This window comes from Streptomyces sp. CA2R106, from assembly GCF_037034245.1.
Taxonomy (GTDB): domain Bacteria; phylum Actinomycetota; class Actinomycetes; order Streptomycetales; family Streptomycetaceae; genus Actinacidiphila.
In genome coordinates, this window is sequence record NZ_JBAGKC010000037.1 from 17,556 (window position 1) to 36,776 (window position 19,221).

The following is a 19,221-nucleotide window of genomic DNA, read 5'->3' on the forward strand; positions in this document are numbered from 1 at the left end:
TTCTCCCCCTTGACGGGACATCACCCCTAACCCTCAACTTAGAGTTCACATGTTGTAGACGACGGGGTCTCACTGGTGTGGCAGCTCTGGCGCCGGTACCCGGGCCCCGTCCCGTGCGGGCAGCCGGAGGCGCTCCGGCCGCCGGGCAGGAGTGGATGTCGTGGATACTCCGGGATCGCAGTCGTCGCTGCACCGGGCCAACCTGGAGCGCGTGGTGCGGGCCGTCCGGCTCGCCGGTTCGCTCACCCAGGCGGAGATCGCGCGTACGACCGGCCTGTCGGCGGCCACGGTGTCCAACATCGTCCGCGAGCTGAAGGACAGCGGGACGGTGCAGGTCACGCCGACCTCCTCGGGCGGTCGGCGGGCGCGCAGCGTGGCGCTGTCGGGCGACGCGGGCATCGTGGTGGGGGTCGATTTCGGCCACTCCCACCTGCGGGTCGCGGTCGGCAACCTCGCCCACCAGGTGCTCGCCGAGCAGTCCGAGCCGATCGACGTGGACGCCTCGGCGTCCGAGGGCTTCGACCGGGCCGAACAGCTGGTCGGACGGCTGGTGGAGTCCACCGGGATCGACCGCGACAAGGTGCTCGGGGTGGGGCTGGGCGTGCCCGGCCCGATCGACATGGAGACCGGCCTGCTGGGCTCCACCGCGATCCTGCCGGGCTGGAGCGGGATCAACCCGCGGCAGGAGCTGATCGACCGGCTCGGCGTCCCGGTGCAGGTGGACAACGACGCCAACCTCGGCGCGCTGGGCGAACTGGTGTGGGGCAGCGGCCGCGGGGTGCGGGACCTGGCGTACATCAAGGTCGCCAGCGGCGTCGGCGCCGGGCTGGTGGTGGATGGCCGGATCTACCGGGGCCCGGGCGGCACCGCGGGGGAGATCGGGCACATCACGCTGGACGAGTCGGGCCCGGTGTGCCGCTGCGGCAACCGCGGCTGCCTGGAGACCTTCACCGCGGCCCGCTACGTGCTGGAGCTGCTGCGCGGCAGCCACGGCGAGCACCTGACCATCCCGAAAATGGTGCAGCTGGGGCGGGAGGGGGACCCGGGGTGCCGGCGGGTGATCGGCGACGTCGGGCGGCACATAGGCATGGGGGTGGCCAGCCTGTGCAACCTGCTCAACCCGAGTAGGGTCGTGCTGGGCGGGGACCTGGCCGAGGCGGGGGAGCTGGTGCTCGGCCCGATCCGGGAGTCGGTGTCGCGCTATGCCATCCCCAGCGCCGCGCAGCGTCTGTCGGTGATGCCGGGGGCGCTCGGCGCGCGGGCGGAGGTGCTGGGGGCGCTGGCCCTGGTGCTGAGCGAGATGGGTGACTCCACGCTCCTGGACGGGAACGCAGCGGTGGATTCCCCCGCGTTCTCGGCATAACGCAGCGTTCACACTGCTAACGAAACGCGCCGTTGCCATCTCGTTAAGTGTTTACTTCTTGACGACACGTGTCAGCGAGAGTTGACTCACCTGCACCTCGGCCGCAGTGTTGCGGCCCTGTCAGGGAGGCACCTCAGATGAACGCAATGACGCGTCGAATCGTCATCGGCACGGCGGCTGTGTCGATGGCGCTCACCATGGCCGCTTGCGGCAAGGCGGGCGGCAGCAGCAGCTCGGACAAGAGCAAGGACAAGTCGATCGGCCTGCTCCTGCCGGAGAACGCCACCACCCGGTACGAGCAGTTCGACAAGCCCCTGATCGAGAAGAAGATCAAGGAGCTGTGCTCGGACTGCACCATCAGCTATGACAACGCTGCCGGAGACCCGCAGAAGCAGGCCCAGCAGGTCAACACGATGATCACCAAGGGTGTCAAGGTCCTCATCGTGGACCCGGAGGACTCGGTCGGCATCAAGTCCTCGATCCAGGCCGCGGTCAACAAGGGCATCAAGGTCGTCGCCTACGACCGCCTCGCCGAGGGCCCGGTCTCGGCCTACGTCTCGTACGACAACGAGAAGATCGGTGAGGAGCAGGGCCAGGCCCTGCTCGACGCGATGGGCGCCGACGCCAAGCCGACCTCGAAGATCGTCATGATCGACGGTGACCCGGCCGACCCGAACGCCGCCATGTTCAAGGCCGGCGCGCACAAGATCCTCGACGGCAAGGTGAACATCGCCTACGAGCAGTCCGGTCTGTGGAAGGACACCACGGCCAACCAGAAGATGACTGCGGCGATCACCCAGCTCGGCGCGAAGAACATCAAGGGCGTCTACTCCGCCAACGACGGCATGGCCGGCGGTATCGCCACCGCCCTGAAGGGCGCGGGCATCAACCCGCCGCTCACCGGCCAGGACGCGGAGCTCCCCGGTGTGCAGCGCATCCTCGCCGGCACCCAGAGCGCCACGATCTACAAGCCGTACAAGCCTGAGGCCGACGCCACCGCCGAGATCGCGGTGAACCTCCTCGAGGGCAAGAGCATCACCAGCATCGCCACCACGACGTCCAAGAGCGCGTCCGGCCAGACCGTGCCGTCGCTGCTGATCGGCGCCACCGCGGTGACCAAGGCCAACCTCAAGGACACGGTGGTCAAGGACGGTCTGTACCCGACCTCCCAGATCTGCACCACCCAGTTCGCGGCAGCCTGCAAGGCGGCCGGCATCGAGTAGAGCCACCGCCTCCCGGTGAAGCCTGTCCGGTGCCCCGCACCCACCAAAACACCCCGCTGCCGGGGCGGGGCGCCGGACGGAAACACGACGGGACCAGTGGGGGAACGGGCCAAGGCCCGTTCCCGTCAGGCCTTGCAATCCTGTGCTCCCCAGCACTTCCTCCGCGGGCGGTAACCCGGTCCGCGGCATCCCCGCCGGTCAGGCGGCGAAGGAGATGGTTCACGTGTCCGCTACGCCCGTGTTGGCGTTGCGCGGAGTCTCCAAGCGATTCGGTGCGGTGCAAGCCCTCACCGACGTCGAGCTGGAGGTCCACGCCGGAGAAGTGGTCGCCCTCGTGGGCGACAACGGTGCCGGCAAGTCAACTTTGGTCAAGACGATCGCAGGCGTCCACCCGATCGACGAAGGCGTCATCGAGTGGGAGGGCCGCGGCGTCAACATCGGGCGCCCGCAGGACGCCCAGCAGCTCGGTGTCGCCACCGTCTACCAGGACCTGGCGCTGTGCGACAACCTCGATGTGGTCGGCAACCTCTTCCTCGGCCGGGAGCTGCTGCGGTTCGGCAGCCTCGACGAGGTCACGATGGAGAAGCGCTCCCGCGAGCTGCTCAACACCCTCTCCATCCGCATCCCCAGCGTCCGCATCCCGATCGCGAGCCTTTCTGGCGGCCAGCGCCAGGTGGTCGCCATCGCGCGTGCGCTCATCGGTGAGCCCAAGGTCGTCATCCTCGACGAACCGACCGCCGCGCTGGGCGTCGAGCAGACCGCGCAGGTCCTCGACCTCGTCGAGCGGCTGCGCGAGCGCGGTCTCGGCGTCATCCTGATCAGCCACAACATGGCTGACGTGATGGCGGTCGCCGACACCGTCCACGTGCTGCGGCTGGGCCGGAACAACGGTTCCTTCCCGGTGAAGAGCACCACGAACGAGCAGATCATCGCCGCGATCACCGGAGCCACGGACAACGCCGTGACCCGTCGGCAGTCGCGCAACGCGGAGGCGGCCAAGTGAGCGACGAGACGACCATCGACACGTCGAAGGACGGCGACAAGCCGTCCGTCGAGGAAGTACCGCCGCCCGCGGTGGCGGCGGTCGACCCGCGCCTGCTGGTGCGCGAGCAGGGCCTGAAGGGCTACGTCACCGAGTTCCAGCGCCGCCTCAAGGGCGGCGAACTGGGCTCGCTGCCGGTCATCGTGGCGCTGATCGTCATCTGGGCGATCTTCCAGAGCAAGGACAGCCTGTTCCTCAGCTCGACCAACATGGTCAACATCAGCTACTTCGTGGCGGGCACCGGCATGCTCGCCATCGGGCTGGTGTTCGTGCTGCTGCTCGGTGAGATCGACCTGTCGGTCGCCTCGGTCAGCGGCCTGATCTCCGCGCTGTTCGCGGTGTTCACCACCACACACGGCATGAACATGTGGTTGGCGTTCCTGCTGGCGGTGCTCATCGGCATCGGTATCGGCGCCGTGCACGGCATCTTCTTCGCGAAGGTCGGCGTGCCCGCCTTCGTCGTCACCCTGGCCGGCTTCCTCGGCTGGAACGGCCTGATGCTGTGGGTGCTGGGCGACACCGGCAGCCTCTCGATCGCCGACAAGGGCCCGATGCACCTGCTCGGCCAGACGTCCTTCTTCATGGACCAGGACATCGCCGGCGCCTACATCCTGGCCACCGTCGGGGTCGCCGCGCTGCTGCTCGGCTCGTTCGTCGAGCAGGGCCGCCGCCGCAAGGCCGGCGTGCCGTTCCGCCCGACCAGCGAGATCGTCGCCCGCGCGGTGCTGCTGGCGATCGTCGCCTACGTCGTGGCGTTCGTGCTCAACAAGACCGCCGGTGTGCCCAACGCCCTCGTAGTCTTCCTGGTCGCGCTGATCATCTGCGACTTCGTGCTGCGGCGGACCACCTTCGGCCGCAAGGTCTTCGCGCTCGGCGGCAGCATCGAGGCCTCCCGGCGTGCCGGTATCAACGTGGACCTGGTCCGGATCTCGGTCTTCGCCATCGCCGGCGGCTTCGCGGCCCTCGGCGGTCTGTTCCTGGCCGCCCAGACCCAGACCGCGACGCTCCAGGCGGGCAGCGGCAACACCCTGATGCTCGCCATCGCCGCGGCCGTCATCGGCGGCACCAGCCTCTTCGGCGGGCGCGGCCGGGTCTGGTCGGCCCTGCTGGGTGGCCTGGTCATCCAGTCCATCACCACCGGCCTGGACCTGCTGAACATGAACACCTCCATCCAGTACATGATCACCGGTGGCGTGCTGCTGGCGGCCGTGGTCGTGGACTCGGTGTCCCGCAGGACCCAGCGGACGTCCGGGCGCGCCTGACGCCCCGGCCGTACCCGTAACGAGGCACCCGGCGCCGGGTGCGTGCGGACCCCCGGTCCGGACGCACCCGGCGCCTTCGTGGTACGACCGGACCACAGCCCGTGACATATCTCGCACGGGTCGGCCGACGCTCCGGTATGCGGAACATTAGACTCGCGGAACGGCCAGATCGGCCCGCCGCGACGGACAAGTGCGCGCTAGGAAGAGGAGGCACGGGTGGCACTGCTGACCCGTATCAACGGACCCCGCGACCTCGACCGGCTCAACCCGCAGCAGCTGGTCGAACTGGCCGAGGAGATCAGGGACTTCCTCGTCGACGCGGTCTCGAAGACCGGCGGCCACCTCGGTCCCAACCTCGGCGTCGTCGAGCTGACCATCGCGCTGCACCGGGTCTTCCACTCGCCGGCCGACCGGGTGCTGTTCGACACCGGCCACCAGGCGTACGTGCACAAGCTGCTCACCGGCCGGCAGGACTTCGCGAAGCTCAAGAGCACCGGCGGCCTGTCCGGCTACCCCTCGCGCGCGGAGTCCGAGCACGACGTCATCGAGAACAGCCACGCCTCCACCGTGCTCGGCTGGGCCGACGGCCTGGCCAAGGCGAACGAACTGCTCGGCCGCGACGACCAGGTGGTCGCCGTGATCGGCGACGGCGCCCTGACCGGCGGCATGGCCTGGGAGGCGCTGAACAACATCGCCGCCGCCAAGCACCGCCCGCTGGTCATCGTGGTCAACGACAACGAGTGGTCCTACTCGCCGACCATCGGCGGCCTGGCCAACCACCTCGCCACCCTGCGCACCACCGACGGCTACGAGCAGTTCCTCGCCCGCACCAAGGAGGTGCTGGAGCGCACCCCGCTGATCGGCAAGCCGCTCTACGAAACGCTGCACGGCGCCAAGAAGGGCCTGAAGGACTTCGTCACCCCGCAGGGCATGTTCGAGGACCTGGGGCTGAAGTACCTCGGCCCGATCGACGGCCACGACATCGAGGCGGTGGAGTCCGCGCTCCAGCGCGCCAAGCGCTTCCGCGGCCCGGTCATCGTGCACTGCATCACCGAGAAGGGCCGCGGCTACACCCCCGCCGAGCGCGACGAGACCGACCGCTTCCACGGCATCGGCCCGATCCACCCCGACACCGGGCTGCCGGTCGCGGCCGGCGGCGCCGACTGGACCTCCGTCTTCGGCGACGAGATGCTCGAACTCGGCAAGGAGCGCGCGGACATCGTCGCCATCACCGCGGCCATGCTGCACCCGGTGGGGCTGACGAAGTTCGCCAAGGCGTTCCCCGACCGCGTCTACGACGTCGGCATCGCCGAGCAGCACGCCGCGACCTCCGCGGCGGGCCTGGCCACCGGCGGCCTGCACCCGGTCTTCGCCGTCTACGCCACCTTCCTCAACCGCGCCTTCGACCAGGTGCTGATGGATGTCGCCCTGCACAAGTGCGGGGTGACCTTCGTCCTGGACCGGGCCGGGGTGACCGGCAGCGACGGCGCCTCCCACAACGGCATGTGGGACATGTCGATCCTCCAGGTGGTGCCGGGCCTGCGGATCGCCGCCCCGCGCGACGCCGACCAGGTCCGCGCACAGCTGCGAGAGGCCGTCGAGGTCGACGACGCCCCGACCGTGGTGCGCTACTCCAAGGGCGCGGTCGGCCCCGCGGTCGCCGCGGTCGGCCGGATCGGCGGCATGGACCTGCTGCGCGCCCCCGCGGACGGCACCGACCGCCCCGACGTGCTGCTGGTCTCCGTCGGCGCGCTCGCCCCGATGTGCCTGGAGGTCGCCGCGCTGCTCGACGCCCAGGGCATCACCTCCACCGTGGTGGACCCGCGCTGGGTCAAGCCGGTCGACGCCGAGCTGCCGAAGCTCGCCGCCCGGCACCGGGTGGTCGTCACCGTCGAGGACAACGGCCGGGTCGGCGGCGTCGGCTCCGCGATCGCGCAGGCACTGCGCGACGCCGAAGTGGATGTCCCGCTGCGGGACTTCGGCATCCCGCCGCAGTTCCTCGCGCACGGCTCGCGCAAGGACGTGCTGGCCGCCATCGGCCTCACCGCGCCGGACATCGCCCGCCAGGTGACGGGGGTGGTCGCCACCATCGACGGCCGGTTCGCCGACGAGGCAGGCACCGTCGGCACCGCGGGCACCGTGGACGCCGCCGGCGAGGTCAGCCGGGACTGACGGCGCGCTGACCGCCGCACGCCGCCACCGCGGCCCTGTACGGCGCCGCAGGCGCCCGCCGGCGCGTACCAGGGGGTTCACCCGCACGGGTGGACCCCCTGCGCCGTCGAGGGATGTGTAGGCGCGCCTTGACGGGTGAGGTGATCCACCGCAGTGGAGTAACCAGCACCGCACCGGGACCGGCCTGGGCGGCGCAGCGATCCGATGGAGGTGCGCCTGTGGATCTGGGCACGCGCGAGGCGACGTCGACGACGCCACGGCAAGGGGTGTTCCGTACCAAGACCATCGAGCAGTCCATCGCGGACACCGAGGACCCCGAGCACGGCCTGCGCAAGGAACTGTCGGCGCTCGACCTGATCGTCTACGGCGTCGGAGTCATCGTCGGCACCGGCATCTTCGTGGTGACCGGCGCGGTCGCCAAGCAGTACGCGGGCCCGGCCATCGCGCTGTCCTTCATCGCCTCGGCCGTCGTCTGCGGGCTGGCGGCCCTGTGCTACGCGGAGTTCGCCTCCACCGTGCCGGTCGCCGGCTCGGCCTACACCTTCAGCTACGCCTCCATCGGCGAGCTGCCGGCCTGGATCATCGGCTGGGACCTGGTGCTGGAACTGGCGCTCGGCGCGGGCGTGGTGGCCGGCGGCTGGTCCGGCTACGTCACCAACCTGCTGAACAACGTGGGCATCACCGTGCCCGACCAGCTCAGCCACAAAAGCGGCCACTACGGCTTCGACGTCCTCGCCGCCGCCCTGGTGCTGGTGCTCACCGGCATCGTGATGGCCGGCATGAAGCTGTCGGCGCGGGTCACCGGCCTGGTCGTCGCGGTGAAGGTCACCGTGGTGCTGCTGGTGATCTTCGCCGGGCTCTTCTACGTCACCGGCAGCAACTACTCGCCGTTCCTGCCGCCCTCCCAGAGCAACACCGGCGCCGGATCGACCCTGCACGCGCCGCTGGTGCAGGCGGCGTTCGGCTTCACCCCGTCGTCGTTCGGCGTGATGGGGATCTTCTCCGGCGCCGCGGTGGTCTTCTTCGCCTTCATCGGCTTCGACATCGTGGCCACCGCCGCGGAGGAGACCCGCCACCCGCAGCGGGACATGCCGCGCGGCATCTTCGGCTCGCTGGTGGTGTGCACCGTGCTGTACGTCGCGGTGTCGCTGGTGGTCACCGGGATGCAGAAGTACTCGGAGCTGGACACCAGCGCCCCCCTGGCCAGCGCGTTCAAGGCGGTCGGCGCGCCCTTCTGGTCCGGCCTGATCAGCTTCGGCGCCGCGGTCGGCCTGACGTCGGTGGTGATGATCCTGCTGCTCGGCCAGACCCGGGTGTTCTTCGCGATGAGCCGCGACGGACTGCTGCCGCGCGCCTTCTCCCGGGTCCACCCGCGCTTCGGCACGCCCTACCGCACCACCGTGCTGCTGGGGGTGGTCGTCGCAATGATCGCCGGGTTCTTCACCGTCGGGCAGCTGGAGGAGATGGTGAACATCGGCACGCTCTTCGCGTTCGTCGTCGTCGCCGTCGGCGTGGTGGTGCTGCGCCGCACCCGCCCCGACCTGCCGCGGGCCTTCCGGGCGCCGTGGGTGCCGGTGCTGCCGGTGCTGTCGGTGTGCGCGTCGCTGTGGCTGATGATCAACCTCAGCGTGGAGACGTGGCTGCGGTTCGCCGGATGGATGGCGCTGGGCTTCGCGATCTACTTCGGCTACGGCCGCGGCCACAGCCGCCTCGCGCGCCGCGACTGACCCGCCGCGGCCGCCCGCCCCGGCCCGCCGGGGGCCGCCGCCGGGGCCCGGGCCACCCGTTTTCCGGGCCGGGCCGCGGCGGTGGTAGAAATGCGCGAGAGCAGTGCGGGACGATCGAGGTGGCGTAGGCATGACGGAGTCCAAGGGACCCGGCAAGAGCGGCGGCGCGGCGGCGCCGGCGAAGAAGAAGCGGAAGGGCCCGCTCGCCAAGATACGGCCGTACGCGGTCGGCATCATGGCGGTCGTCGTGGTCTTCGGCGGCTCCGCGCTGATCGGCGCGCACGTGCGCGCCTCCAAGGACGACAAGGTGTCGGCCCCGTCCGGCGCCGTCGGCCCCGCGGTGGCGCCGACCGGCCCGGTGGACCTGAGCAGCACCGCGAGCCCCACCCCCACCGCGAGCAGCGGCCCCAACCTCCAGGTGGCGGTGCGCCCGTCGGTCCCGGTCACCATCACCGTCTACGAGGACCTGCGCAGCCCCGACTCCAAGGCGTTCGCGCAGGAGTACCAGGACGTGCTGCGCCAACTGCTGACCACCGGCCAGGTGCAGATCCACTACCAGCTCGTCACCGCCTCGGACCGCACCTACGGCGGCAGCAGCTCGCAGTACGCCGCCAACGCGGCCGCCTGCGCGCAGGACCAGGGCCGGTTCACCCAGTTCGTGCAGGAGGTCTGGGACCACCAGCCCGACCCGCACAGCGGCGGCCTCGGCAGCGAGAAGCTCATCAAGTCGCTGGCGCACAAGGCCAAGAAGATCAAGATGGCCAACTTCGAGCCGTGCATCGAGCAGGGCGACCACAAGGGCTGGGTGATCAAGTCCCAGGCCGACTTCGCCCACTCCGGCCTCGGCCAGGTGCCCGCGCTGGAGATCAACGACAAGCCGGTCAAGGACGTCCGCACCTCGCTCACCCCGGCCAAGCTGCGCACCATGGTCAACAAGGAGGCCAAGCGCGTGATCGCGCTCCAGGCCACCCCGACCGCCTCGCCCGCCCTCAGCTGACACCGGCTCCCCGTACGACACGACCGTGCCCGGTCGCCACCCTGGACGGGAGGCGACCGGGCACGGTCGTCATGGGGGTCTGTCAGGCCGGGACACTCGCCACGCCCGGCGCCAGGAACGGCGAGCCGTTCACCCGCTCCGAGACGCCCTCGCGGTCCAGGTAGGGGGTGATCCCGCCGAGGTGGAAGGGCCAGCCGGCCCCGGTGATCAGGCACAGGTCGATGTCCTGCGCCTCGGCCACCACACCGTCGGCGAGCATCAGGCCGATCTCCTGCGCCACCGCGTCCAGCACCCGGGCGCGCACCTGCTCCTCGGTCAGGACGGTGTCGCCCTGCTGGAGCAGCGCCGCGACCTCCGGGTCCAGCTCCGGCGCACCGGAGTCGTAGACGTAGAAGCCGCGCTTGCCGGCCTTCACCACGGCCGCCAGGTTCGGCGAGACGGTGAAGCGGTCCGGGAAGGCGCCGTGCAGCGTCTCGGAGACGTGCAGGCCGATCGCAGGGCCGACCAGCTCCAGCAGCACCAGCGGCGACATCGGCAGCCCGAGCGGCTCGACCGCCTTCTCGGCGACGGCGACCGGCGTGCCCTCGTCGATGACGTTCTGGATCTCGCCCATGAAGCGGGTCAGGATGCGGTTGACCACGAACGCGGGCGCGTCCTTGACCAGCACCGCGGTCTTCTTCAGCTGCTTCGCCACCGCGAACGCGGTCGCCAGCGACGGGTCGTCGGTGGCCTCGGCGCGCACGATCTCCAGCAGCGGCAGCACCGCGACCGGGTTGAAGAAGTGGAAGCCGACCACCCGCTCGGGGTGCGCCAGCTTCGCGGCCATCTCCGAGACCGACAGCGAGGAGGTGTTGGTCGCCAGGATCGCGTCCGGCCGGACCACCGCCTCCAGTTCGGCGAAGACCTGCTGCTTGACGCCCATCTCCTCGAAGACGGCCTCGATCACGAAGTCCGCGTCGCCGAACGCCGCCGCCTTGTCCAGGTGGCCGGTGACCAGGGCCTTGAGCCGGTTCGCCTGGTCCTGGCCGATCCGCCCCTTGCCCAGCAGCTTGTCGACCTCGCCGTGGACGTAGCCCACGCCCTTGTCGATCCGCGCCTGGTCGATGTCGGTCAGCACCACCGGCACCTGGAGGCGGCGCGCGAAGAGCAGTGCCAGCTGGGAGGCCATCAGGCCCGCGCCGACCACGCCGACCTTGTTCACCGGGCGGGCCAGCGACTTGTCGGGGGCGCCGACCGGGCGCTTGCCGCGCGTCTGCACCAGGTTGAACGCGTAGATGCCCGACCGCAGTTCGCCGCCCATGATCAGGTCGGCGAGCGCGGCGTCCTCCGCCTCGAAGCCCTTGCGCAGGTCGCCGGCCCTGGCGGCCGCGATGATGTCCAGCGCCCGGTAGGCGGCCGGGGCGGCGCCGTGCACCTTGCCGTCCGCGATGAACCGGCCGCGCGCCACCGCCTGGTCCCATGCCTCGCCGCGGTCCACTTCGGTGCGGGTCACCTCGATCTCGCCCTTGAGCACCGCAGCGGTCCAGGCCAGCGACTGCTCCAGGAAGTCCGCCGCCTCGAACAGCGCGTCGGCGATGCCCAGTTCGTACACCTGGGCGCCCTTGAGCTGGCGGTTCTGGTTGAGCGAGTTCTCGATGATGACGGTCACCGCGCGGTCGGCGCCGATCAGGTTCGGCAGCAGCGTGCAGCCGCCCCAGCCGGGCACCAGGCCGAGGAAGACCTCGGGCAGCGAGAACGCCGGCACCGACGCGGAGACCGTGCGGTAGGAGCAGTGCAGGCCGATCTCGACGCCGCCTCCCATCGCGGCGCCGTTGTAGTACGCGAACGTCGGCACCGCCAGCGACTGGAACCGCTTGAGCACGTCATGGCCGCCGCGCCCGATGGCGAGCGCGTCCTCGTGCCGGGTCAGCAGCTCCACGCCCTTGAGGTCCGCGCCGACCGCGAAGATGAACGGTTTTCCGGTGACCCCGACGCCGACGATCTCGCCGGCCGCGGCCTCCTTCTCGACCTGGTCCAGGGCCGCGTCGATGTTCGCCAGCGACTGCGGGCCGAGCGTGGTCGGCTTGGTGTGGTCGAAGCCGTTGTCGAGGGTGATCAGCGCGAACCGGCCGGCGCCGGGCAGGTCCAGGTGTCGTACCTGCGCCTGCGTGACGACCTCGCCGGGGAACAGCTCGGCCGCGCCCCTCAGCAGCTCTGCGGTGGAACTCACTTGCCGCTCCCGTCGAAGTTCGGGTTCTCCCAGATGACCGTGCCGCCCATGCCGAAGCCGACGCACATGGTGGTGATGCCGTACCGCACGTGCGGCTGCTCCTCGAACTGCCGGGCGAGCTGGTTCATCAGCCGCACCCCGGAGGAGGCCAGCGGGTGGCCGAAGGCGATGGCGCCGCCGTACTGGTTGACCCGCGGGTCGTCGTCGGCGATGCCGTAGTGGTCCAGCAGGGACAGCACCTGCACGGCGAACGCCTCGTTCACCTCGAACAGGCCGATGTCCTCGATGCCCAGGCCCGCCTTGGCGAGCGCCTTCTCGGTGGCCGGGATCGGGCCGATGCCCATCACCTCGGGCTCCACGCCGGCGAAGGCGTACGACACCAGGCGCATCTTCACCGGCAGGTCCAGCTCGCGGGCCACGTCCTCGGCGGCGAGCAGCGAGGCGGTGGCGCCGTCGTTGAGCCCCGCGGCGTTGCCCGCGGTGACCCGGCCGTGCGGCCGGAAGGGCGTCTTCAGCCCGGCCAGCCGCTCCAGCGTGGTGTCCGGGCGCATCGGCTCGTCGGCGGTGGCCAGGCCCCAGCCGGTCTCGCCGGCCGAGCCGGCGGCGGAGCCGCTTTCGACCGCAGTGGTGCGGCGGATCGCGATCGGCACCAGGTCCTGCTGGATCTTCCCGTTCGCGTACGCCTTCGCGGCCTTCTCCTGGCTGCGCAGCGCGTACTCGTCGGCGCGCTGCCGGGTCAGCCGCGGGAAGCGGTCGTGCAGGTTCTCGGCGGTCATGCCCATGAACATCGCGGACTCGTCGACCAGCTTCTCGGAGACGAACCGCGGGTTGGGGTCCACACCCTCGCCCATCGGGTGCCGGCCCATGTGCTCCACGCCGCCGGCCACCACCACGTCGTACGCGCCGAAGGCGATGCCGCCGGCGGTGGTGGTCACCGCGGTCATCGCGCCCGCGCACATGCGGTCGATGGAGAAGCCGGGCACGGTGGTGGGCAGTCCGGCGAGGATGCCCGCGGTGCGGCCCAGGGTCAGGCCCTGGTCGCCGATCTGCGTGGTGGCCGCGACGGCGACCTCGTCGACCTTGGCCGGGTCGAGCGAGGGGTTGCGGCGCAGCAGCTCGCGGATGGACTTGATCACCAGGTCGTCGGCGCGGGTCTCGTGGTAGATGCCCTTCGGGCCCGCCTTGCCGAACGGGGTGCGGACGCCGTCGACGAAGACGACCTCCCTCGCGGTACGAGGCACGATGCGACCTTTCTGTCTTTTTGTGTTCGGCTCGCCTCCGGGGGCTTCGACCCGGTGTCGACAGTCGACCATGCTCGGTCCCTCGTCCCTCGGGACCTGCGCGTGCTCTCCCTTTCGACACCGGCGCCCCCTTCGGCTCGCTCACCGGCGGACCCGGGCGGATGCTGGCCGTGCGGGTGGAGCTGTTCCGCAGGGTGCGCGCAACCACCGACGTCCATGCTACTCATCGGTAACCGGTGTGCATACTCTTACCCCGGGCTGCGGCGTAGGTCACACCGAAGGGCCGCCCGGGGGAGGACGGCCCTTTGACGTTACTTGGGGTTACTCCGTGGTCGGAGGGGTGGTCGGAGGGGTGCTCGGCGGCGTGACCGGGGCGGCCGGGGGCTGGGTGGTGAGGGCCTTGGTCAGCAGGGGAGTGTTGAGGGCGACCTGCCAGGGGCGGGCGCCGAGCGCGGTCAGGGCGGCCGCGACGTTCTCCGGGGTGATCTCGGCCGGCGGGGTCCAGCAGACCCGGCGGACGGTGTCGGGGGTGACGAGGTTCTCCTGCGGGAGGTTGAGCTCCTCGGCCAGCGCCGAGACGGCCGCGCGGGCCGCGGACAGCCGGGCGGCGGCGACCGGGTCCTTGTCCGCCCAGGCGCGCGGCGGGGGCGGCCCGGTGTAGGCGGCCGTGGGCTGCGGGAGTTCGCGCTCCGGCAGGGCCCGGGCCCGGTCGACGGCCGCCTGCCACTGCTCCAGCTGCCGCCGGCCCATGCGGTGGCCGAAGCCGGGCAGCGCCGCGAGCGCGTGGACGTTCGGCGGCACCTCCAGGGCGGCGGTGACGATGGCCGCGTCGGTGAGCACCCGGCCCGGCGAGACGTCCCGCTCCCGGGCCGTGCGGTCGCGGGCCTCCCACAGCTCGCGGACGATGCCGATCTGCCGCCGGCGGCGCACCTTGTGCATGCCGGAGGTACGGCGCCAGGGGTCCACCCGGGGCGCCGGCGGCGGGGCGGCGGCGATCGCGGCGAACTCCTGGAGCGCCCAGTCCAGCTTGCCCTGGCCGCGCAGTTCCTCCTCCAGCGCGTCGCGCAGGTCGACCAGCAGCTCCACGTCGAGCGCCGCGTACCGCAGCCAGGGCTCCGGCAGCGGCCGGGTGGACCAGTCGACGGCGGAGTGGCCCTTCTCCAGGGTGAAGCCCAGCACGTTCTCCACCATGGCGCCCAGGCCGACCCGGGCGAACCCGGCCAGCCGTCCGGCCAGTTCGGTGTCGAAGAGCGTGGTCGGCCGCATGCCCAGCTCGTACAGGCAGGGCAGGTCCTGGGTGGCGGCGTGCAGCACCCACTCGGTGCCGGCCAGCACCTCGCCCAAGGCGGACAGGTCGGGACACCCGACCGGGTCGATCAGCGCGGTCCCTGCCCCGGTGCGGCGCAGCTGGACCAGGTAGGCCCGCTGCCCGTAGCGGTAGCCGGAGGCGCGCTCGGCGTCGATGGCGACCGGACCGGTGCCCGCGGCGAAGGCCGCGACGACTTCCGCGAGGGCCTCCGGGCTGGCGGTCACCGGCGGGATTCCCTCGCGCGGGTCCAGCAGCGGGACCGGCGCCGATGGTTCCTGGATTGCGGTCTCTTTGGCGTCGGTCACCTGTCAAGGGTAGCCGGGGTGGGCCGCGGTGGTGGATCTACGTCGCGGCCCGGCTGCCGATCGGTCCCTGTCATGGCCGCGGACGGGGTGCCGGGCGGTGCCGCGGCGGCGCGCGGACCCGGTCCCGCGGTGGTCGGCGGCGCCGCGGCGGAACGTTCCGCCCGGGGCCGCCGACCGGCGCCGGCTCAGTGGATGATGCCGGTGCGCAGCGCCACCGCGACCATGCCGGCCCGGTCGCCGGTGCCCAGCTTGCGGGCGATCCGGGCCAGGTGGCTCTTCACGGTGAGCGCCGACAGGCCCATGGACACGCCGATCGCCTTGTTGGACTGGCCCTCCGCGACCAGCCGCAGCACCTCGACCTCGCGGCCGGACAGCTCGCGGTAGCCGCCCGGGTGGCCGGGCACGCCCGGCGGGCGGCGCTGCATCCGGGCCGCGGTGGCGCCCAGCGGAGCCAGGCCGGGGCGGCCGGCCAGCGCGCCGGCGGTGTTGCGGGTGCCGGTGACGACATAGCCCTTCACGCCGCCGGCCAGGGCGTTGCGCACCGCGCCGATGTCGTCGGCGGCCGACAGCGCCAGGCCGTTCGGCCAGCCGGCCGCGCGGGTCTCAGCGAGGAGGGTCAGGCCGGAGCCGTCGGGCAGGTGGACCTCGGCGACGCAGATGTCGCGCGGGTTGCCGACCCGGGGGCGGGCTTCGGCGATGGAGGAAGCCTCGATCACGTCCCGGACTCCGAGTGCCCACAGGTGTCGGGTGACAGTGGAGCGAACCCGGGGGTCGGCCACGACGACCATGGCCGTCGGCTTGCTGGGACGGTAGGCGACCAGGCTCGTGGGCTGCTCGAGAAGAACGGACACCGGGCCTCCTGTGCAAAGGGGACTGAAACGGTCACAGTCTCCTTCGGCAGCAATTGCTCCCGGCTTTAGGGAAAGATCACGATTTGTTGGAGAACAATTCCGGGCGAATCGGATGGCCGGGCGAAGGCGTGCCGACGACGGGCCCGACGAGGGCCGCGCCGGGGCGCGGGGCAGGCCCGGCGGACCGTCAGGTGCGGCGCTTCGGCAGCGGCACCACGCCGCTGACCGGCCGTCCTGGCAGGTCCGGGCCGTCGGACGGCGGCAGGCCCGCACACGCGCACAGCAGGTCGCACCAGGCCACCAGGTGCGCCGCCGTGTCCGGCCCCGCCTCCGGCCGCTCGTACGGCGTCCAGGACGCGCGGATCTCGATCTGCGTGTCGTCCCGGCGGTCGGCCAGAGCGCCGAAGTAGTGCGAGGACGCCCGCGACACGGTGCCGCTCGGCTCGTGGTAGCCCGCGCCGCGGGTGGCCAGCGCCCCGGTCAGCCACGACCAGCTCACCTCCGGCAGCAGCGGGTCGCCGGCCATCTCCGGCTCCAGTTCGGCCCGCGCCAGGGTGACCACCCGGAACTCGCCGTGCCACGCGTCGTGGCCGTCCGGCTCGTGCAGCAGCACCAGCCGGCCGTCGGCCAGCTCCTCCCCGTCGGCGAGCACCGTCGCCTCCAGCGCGAACGCGTACGAGGCGAGCCGGCGCGGCGCCGGCACCTCCTCGATCCGCACCTCGGAGCGGAGCCGGGCGGTCCGCAGACCGTCCACCGCGCGCCGGAAGGAGAAGGGAGCCTCGTCCGGCGAGTGCCCGTGAACCGCAGCCATGCCCGGAAGACTAGGCCGCCGCCCACCCGCACGCCCGCATCAACACCCCTTGTGTCACGGCGTGCTGCCGCCCGGGCGCACTTTCGCCCGGTGCCGGGGGCGGCCGCGGGGCCCGGGGCACCATGGCGAGGCGGCGCCCCGGGCGTGGGAGGATTCGGGGGTGAGTGCGCACCAGCTGACCGCTGCTTCCCCGTTCATCCGCGCCTGCCGGCACGAGCCGGTGCCGCACACCCCCGTGTGGTTCATGCGCCAGGCCGGGCGGTCGCTGCCCGAGTACCTGAAGGCGCGCGAGGGCATCCCGATGCTGGAGTCCTGCACCCGGCCCGAACTGGTCGCCGAGATCACCCTCCAGCCGGTGCGGCGGCACCGCGTGGACGCGGCGGTCTACTACAGCGACATCGTGGTGCCGCTCAAGGCGATCGGCGTCGACCTGGACATCAAGCCCGGGGTCGGCCCGGTGGTCGGCACCCCGGTCCGCACCCGCGCCGACCTCGGCGTGCTGCGCGACCTGGAGCCCGACGACGTCTCCTACGTCACCGAGGCGGTCGGCCTGCTCACCACGGAACTCGGCGCCACCCCGCTGATCGGCTTCGCCGGGGCGCCCTTCACCCTCGCCAGCTACCTCGTGGAGGGCGGGCCCTCCCGCAACCACGAGCGCACCAAGGCGATGATGTACGGCGAGCCCGAGCTGTGGCGCGACCTGCTCGACCGGCTCGCCGACATCACCATCTCCTTCCTCAAGGTCCAGATCGAGGCCGGCGCCAGCGCGGTGCAGCTCTTCGACTCCTGGGTCGGCGCCCTCGCCCCCGCCGACTACCGGCGCTACGTCATGCCCGCCTCCACCAAGGTCTTCGACGCCGTCGCCGGGTACGGCGTGCCCCGCATCCACTTCGGGGTCGGCACCGGCGAACTGCTCGGGCTCTTCGGCGAGGCCGGGGCGGACGTCGTCGGCGTCGACTGGCGGGTGCCCCTGGACGAGGCGGCCCGCCGGGTCGGGCCCGGCAAGGCACTCCAGGGCAACCTGGACCCCTCCGTCCTGTTCGCGCCGACCTCCGCGGTCGAGGAGAAGGCCGCGGAGGTCCTCGCCGCCGCACACGCCGCCGGCACCGGCCACGTCTTCAACCTCGGCCACGGCGTGCTGCCGGCCACCGACCCCGACGCGCTCACCCGCCTCGTGGAGTACGTCCACACCGCCACCGCGCACTGACCGCCGCCCGCGACCGGCACCACCACCCACCCCGGCGGGACAGGGCACCCCTGGCACCTGGGAGAGTGGGGGGATGAGCGGGACGCGGGACAAGCAGGTGGTGGTGGTCGGCGGCGGGATCTCCGGGCTGACCGCGGCGCTGGAGCTGGCGAAGGGCGGGGCGCGGGTCACCCTGCTGGAAGCCGCGCAGCGCCTCGGCGGGAAGCTGCACGCGGACGAGATCGCGGGTGCGCCGGTGGACCTGGGGGCGGAGTCGCTCCTGGCCAGGCGGCCGGAGGCGGTCGAGTTGGCGCGTGAGGTGGGCCTCGGGGACGACCTCCAGCCGCCCGCCGTGGGCGGCGCGGCGCTGTGGACGCGCGGCCGGCTGCGGGCGCTGCCCAAGGGCCATGTGATGGGCGTGCCCGGCGACCTGGCGCCGCTGGCCGCCTCCGGGGTGCTGTCGACGGCGGGACTGGCCCGCCTCCCGCTGGACCATGTGCTGCCCCGCACGGAGATCGGCGAGGACACGGCGGTGGGCACCTTCGTGGCGGCGCGGCTGGGCCACGAGGTGGTGGACCGGCTGGTGGAGCCGCTGCTCGGCGGTGTCTACGCGGGCGACTCGTACCAGATCTCGCTGCGCGCCGCGGTGCCGCAGCTCTTCGCCGCCGCCCGCGACCGCCGCTCGCTGATCGAGGCGGCCCGCGGCATCCAGCGCAAGGCGGCCGCGGGCAGCGGCAGCGGCCCGGTCTTCAACGGCATCCGCGGCGGGATCGGCCGGCTGCCGCTCGCGGTGGCGGACGCCTGCCGCGCCGCCGGGGTGCGGATCGAGACCGGCACCGCCGTACGGGAGCTGCGGCGCACCGGCCCGCACGGCTGGCGGGTCGGCCTCGCCGGCCGTGAGCTGACCGCCGACGCGGTGGTCGTCGCGGCGCCCGCGCCGGCCGCCGCCGCGCTGCTGGCGGCGGAAGCGCCCGTGGCCGCCGCCGAGCTGTCCGCGGTGGAGTACGCGAGCATGGCGCTGGTCACCATGGCCTTCCGCCGCCGGGACGCGCTCCAACTCCCGCTCAGCAGCGGCTTCCTGGTGCCGCCGGTGGACGGCCGGACGATCAAGGCGGCCACCTTCTCCAGCCGCAAGTGGGGCTGGCTCGACAAGGCCGGCGACGACGTGTTCGTGCTGCGCACCTCCGTCGGGCGGCACGGCGAGACCGCGGACCTGGCCTGGGACGACACCGACCTGGTGCGGCTGTCCCGGGACGACCTGGGGGAGGCGGTCGGCCTGCGGGCCGCGCCGGTCGCCGCCCGGGTCACCCGCTGGGACGGCGGGCTGCCGCAGTACGCCGTCGGGCACCTGGACCGGATGCGGCGGGTGCGGGAGGACACCGCGAAGCTGCCGGGCCTGGCGCTGTGCGGCGCGGTGTACGACGGCGTCGGCATCCCCGCCTGCGTCGCCGGCGGCCGCCGGGCCGCCGCCGCGATCCTGGCCACCCTGGTGCCGAACGGCGCGGGCGGCGCGGGAGAATAGC

At 72.2% G+C, this 19,221-nt stretch carries 14 protein-coding genes; 9 read left to right on the plus strand and 5 right to left on the minus strand.

The window, feature by feature from the left end; all coding sequences use genetic code 11:
• Positions 1-160 precede the first annotated feature (160 nt).
• From WA788_RS32020 to WA788_RS32050, 7 genes are all read left to right on the plus strand, one after another.
• Positions 161-1,363 carry an ROK family transcriptional regulator gene (locus WA788_RS32020; protein WP_335983454.1) on the plus strand — a complete coding sequence of 401 codons (1,203 nt, stop codon included), beginning with the start codon at positions 161-163 and terminating at the stop codon, positions 1,361-1,363.
• 137 nt (positions 1,364-1,500) lie between these two features.
• Positions 1,501-2,586: a sugar ABC transporter substrate-binding protein gene (locus WA788_RS32025; RefSeq protein ID WP_335983456.1), complete on the plus strand. Its 1,086-nt coding sequence runs from the start codon at positions 1,501-1,503 to the stop codon at positions 2,584-2,586.
• 214 nt (positions 2,587-2,800) lie between these two features.
• Positions 2,801-3,589: an ATP-binding cassette domain-containing protein gene (locus tag WA788_RS32030; protein ID WP_335983458.1), complete on the plus strand. Its 789-nt coding sequence runs from the start codon at positions 2,801-2,803 to the stop codon at positions 3,587-3,589.
• Complete coding sequence (locus WA788_RS32035; protein ID WP_435130006.1) at positions 3,586-4,890, plus strand: sugar ABC transporter permease; 1,305 nt, start codon at positions 3,586-3,588, stop codon at positions 4,888-4,890. Before WA788_RS32030 ends, WA788_RS32035 begins: the two co-directional genes overlap by 4 nt.
• A gap of 216 nt (positions 4,891-5,106) precedes the next feature.
• Positions 5,107-7,062 carry a 1-deoxy-D-xylulose-5-phosphate synthase gene (gene dxs, locus WA788_RS32040; RefSeq protein WP_335983460.1) on the plus strand — a complete coding sequence of 652 codons (1,956 nt, stop codon included), beginning with the start codon at positions 5,107-5,109 and terminating at the stop codon, positions 7,060-7,062.
• A 113-nt stretch (positions 7,063-7,175) separates the two neighbouring features.
• On the plus strand, positions 7,176-8,789 hold the full coding sequence (locus tag WA788_RS32045; protein WP_443034132.1) for an amino acid permease: 1,614 nt from the start codon (positions 7,176-7,178) through the stop codon (positions 8,787-8,789).
• A 130-nt stretch (positions 8,790-8,919) separates the two neighbouring features.
• Positions 8,920-9,786 (plus strand): DsbA family protein, encoded by an 867-nt coding sequence (locus WA788_RS32050; protein WP_335983464.1) that lies wholly within the window; start codon positions 8,920-8,922, stop codon positions 9,784-9,786.
• 82 nt (positions 9,787-9,868) lie between these two features.
• On the opposite strand, the gene WA788_RS32055 is transcribed toward WA788_RS32050, so the two are convergent.
• The 5 genes from WA788_RS32055 to WA788_RS32075 form a co-directional block, all read right to left on the minus strand.
• Positions 9,869-11,995 (minus strand): 3-hydroxyacyl-CoA dehydrogenase NAD-binding domain-containing protein, encoded by a 2,127-nt coding sequence (locus WA788_RS32055; RefSeq protein ID WP_335983466.1) that lies wholly within the window; start codon positions 11,993-11,995, stop codon positions 9,869-9,871.
• Positions 11,992-13,236, minus strand: coding sequence for a thiolase family protein (locus tag WA788_RS32060; RefSeq protein ID WP_335983468.1), 1,245 nt, complete (start codon positions 13,234-13,236; stop codon positions 11,992-11,994). The genes WA788_RS32055 and WA788_RS32060 overlap by 4 nt, the downstream gene beginning before the upstream one ends.
• 321 nt (positions 13,237-13,557) lie before the next feature.
• Positions 13,558-14,850 carry a ribonuclease D gene (locus WA788_RS32065; protein WP_335983470.1) on the minus strand — a complete coding sequence of 431 codons (1,293 nt, stop codon included), beginning with the start codon at positions 14,848-14,850 and terminating at the stop codon, positions 13,558-13,560.
• Between the two features lie 185 nt (positions 14,851-15,035).
• The gene (locus WA788_RS32070) at positions 15,036-15,701 is read right to left on the minus strand and encodes a response regulator transcription factor (RefSeq protein WP_202236784.1); all 666 of its coding nucleotides are present in this window, start codon (positions 15,699-15,701) and stop codon (positions 15,036-15,038) included.
• Positions 15,702-15,888: 187 nt separating this feature from the next.
• The gene (locus WA788_RS32075; RefSeq protein WP_335983474.1) at positions 15,889-16,512 is read right to left on the minus strand and encodes a DUF3000 domain-containing protein; all 624 of its coding nucleotides are present in this window, start codon (positions 16,510-16,512) and stop codon (positions 15,889-15,891) included.
• Positions 16,513-16,672: 160 nt separating this feature from the next.
• On the opposite strand from WA788_RS32075, the gene hemE reads away from it, so the two are divergent.
• Positions 16,673-17,719, plus strand: coding sequence for a uroporphyrinogen decarboxylase (hemE, locus tag WA788_RS32080; RefSeq protein ID WP_335983476.1), 1,047 nt, complete (start codon positions 16,673-16,675; stop codon positions 17,717-17,719).
• A gap of 73 nt (positions 17,720-17,792) precedes the next feature.
• The gene (gene hemG / locus WA788_RS32085) at positions 17,793-19,220 is read left to right on the plus strand and encodes a protoporphyrinogen oxidase (RefSeq protein ID WP_335983478.1); all 1,428 of its coding nucleotides are present in this window, start codon (positions 17,793-17,795) and stop codon (positions 19,218-19,220) included.
• Position 19,221 lies beyond the last annotated feature (1 nt).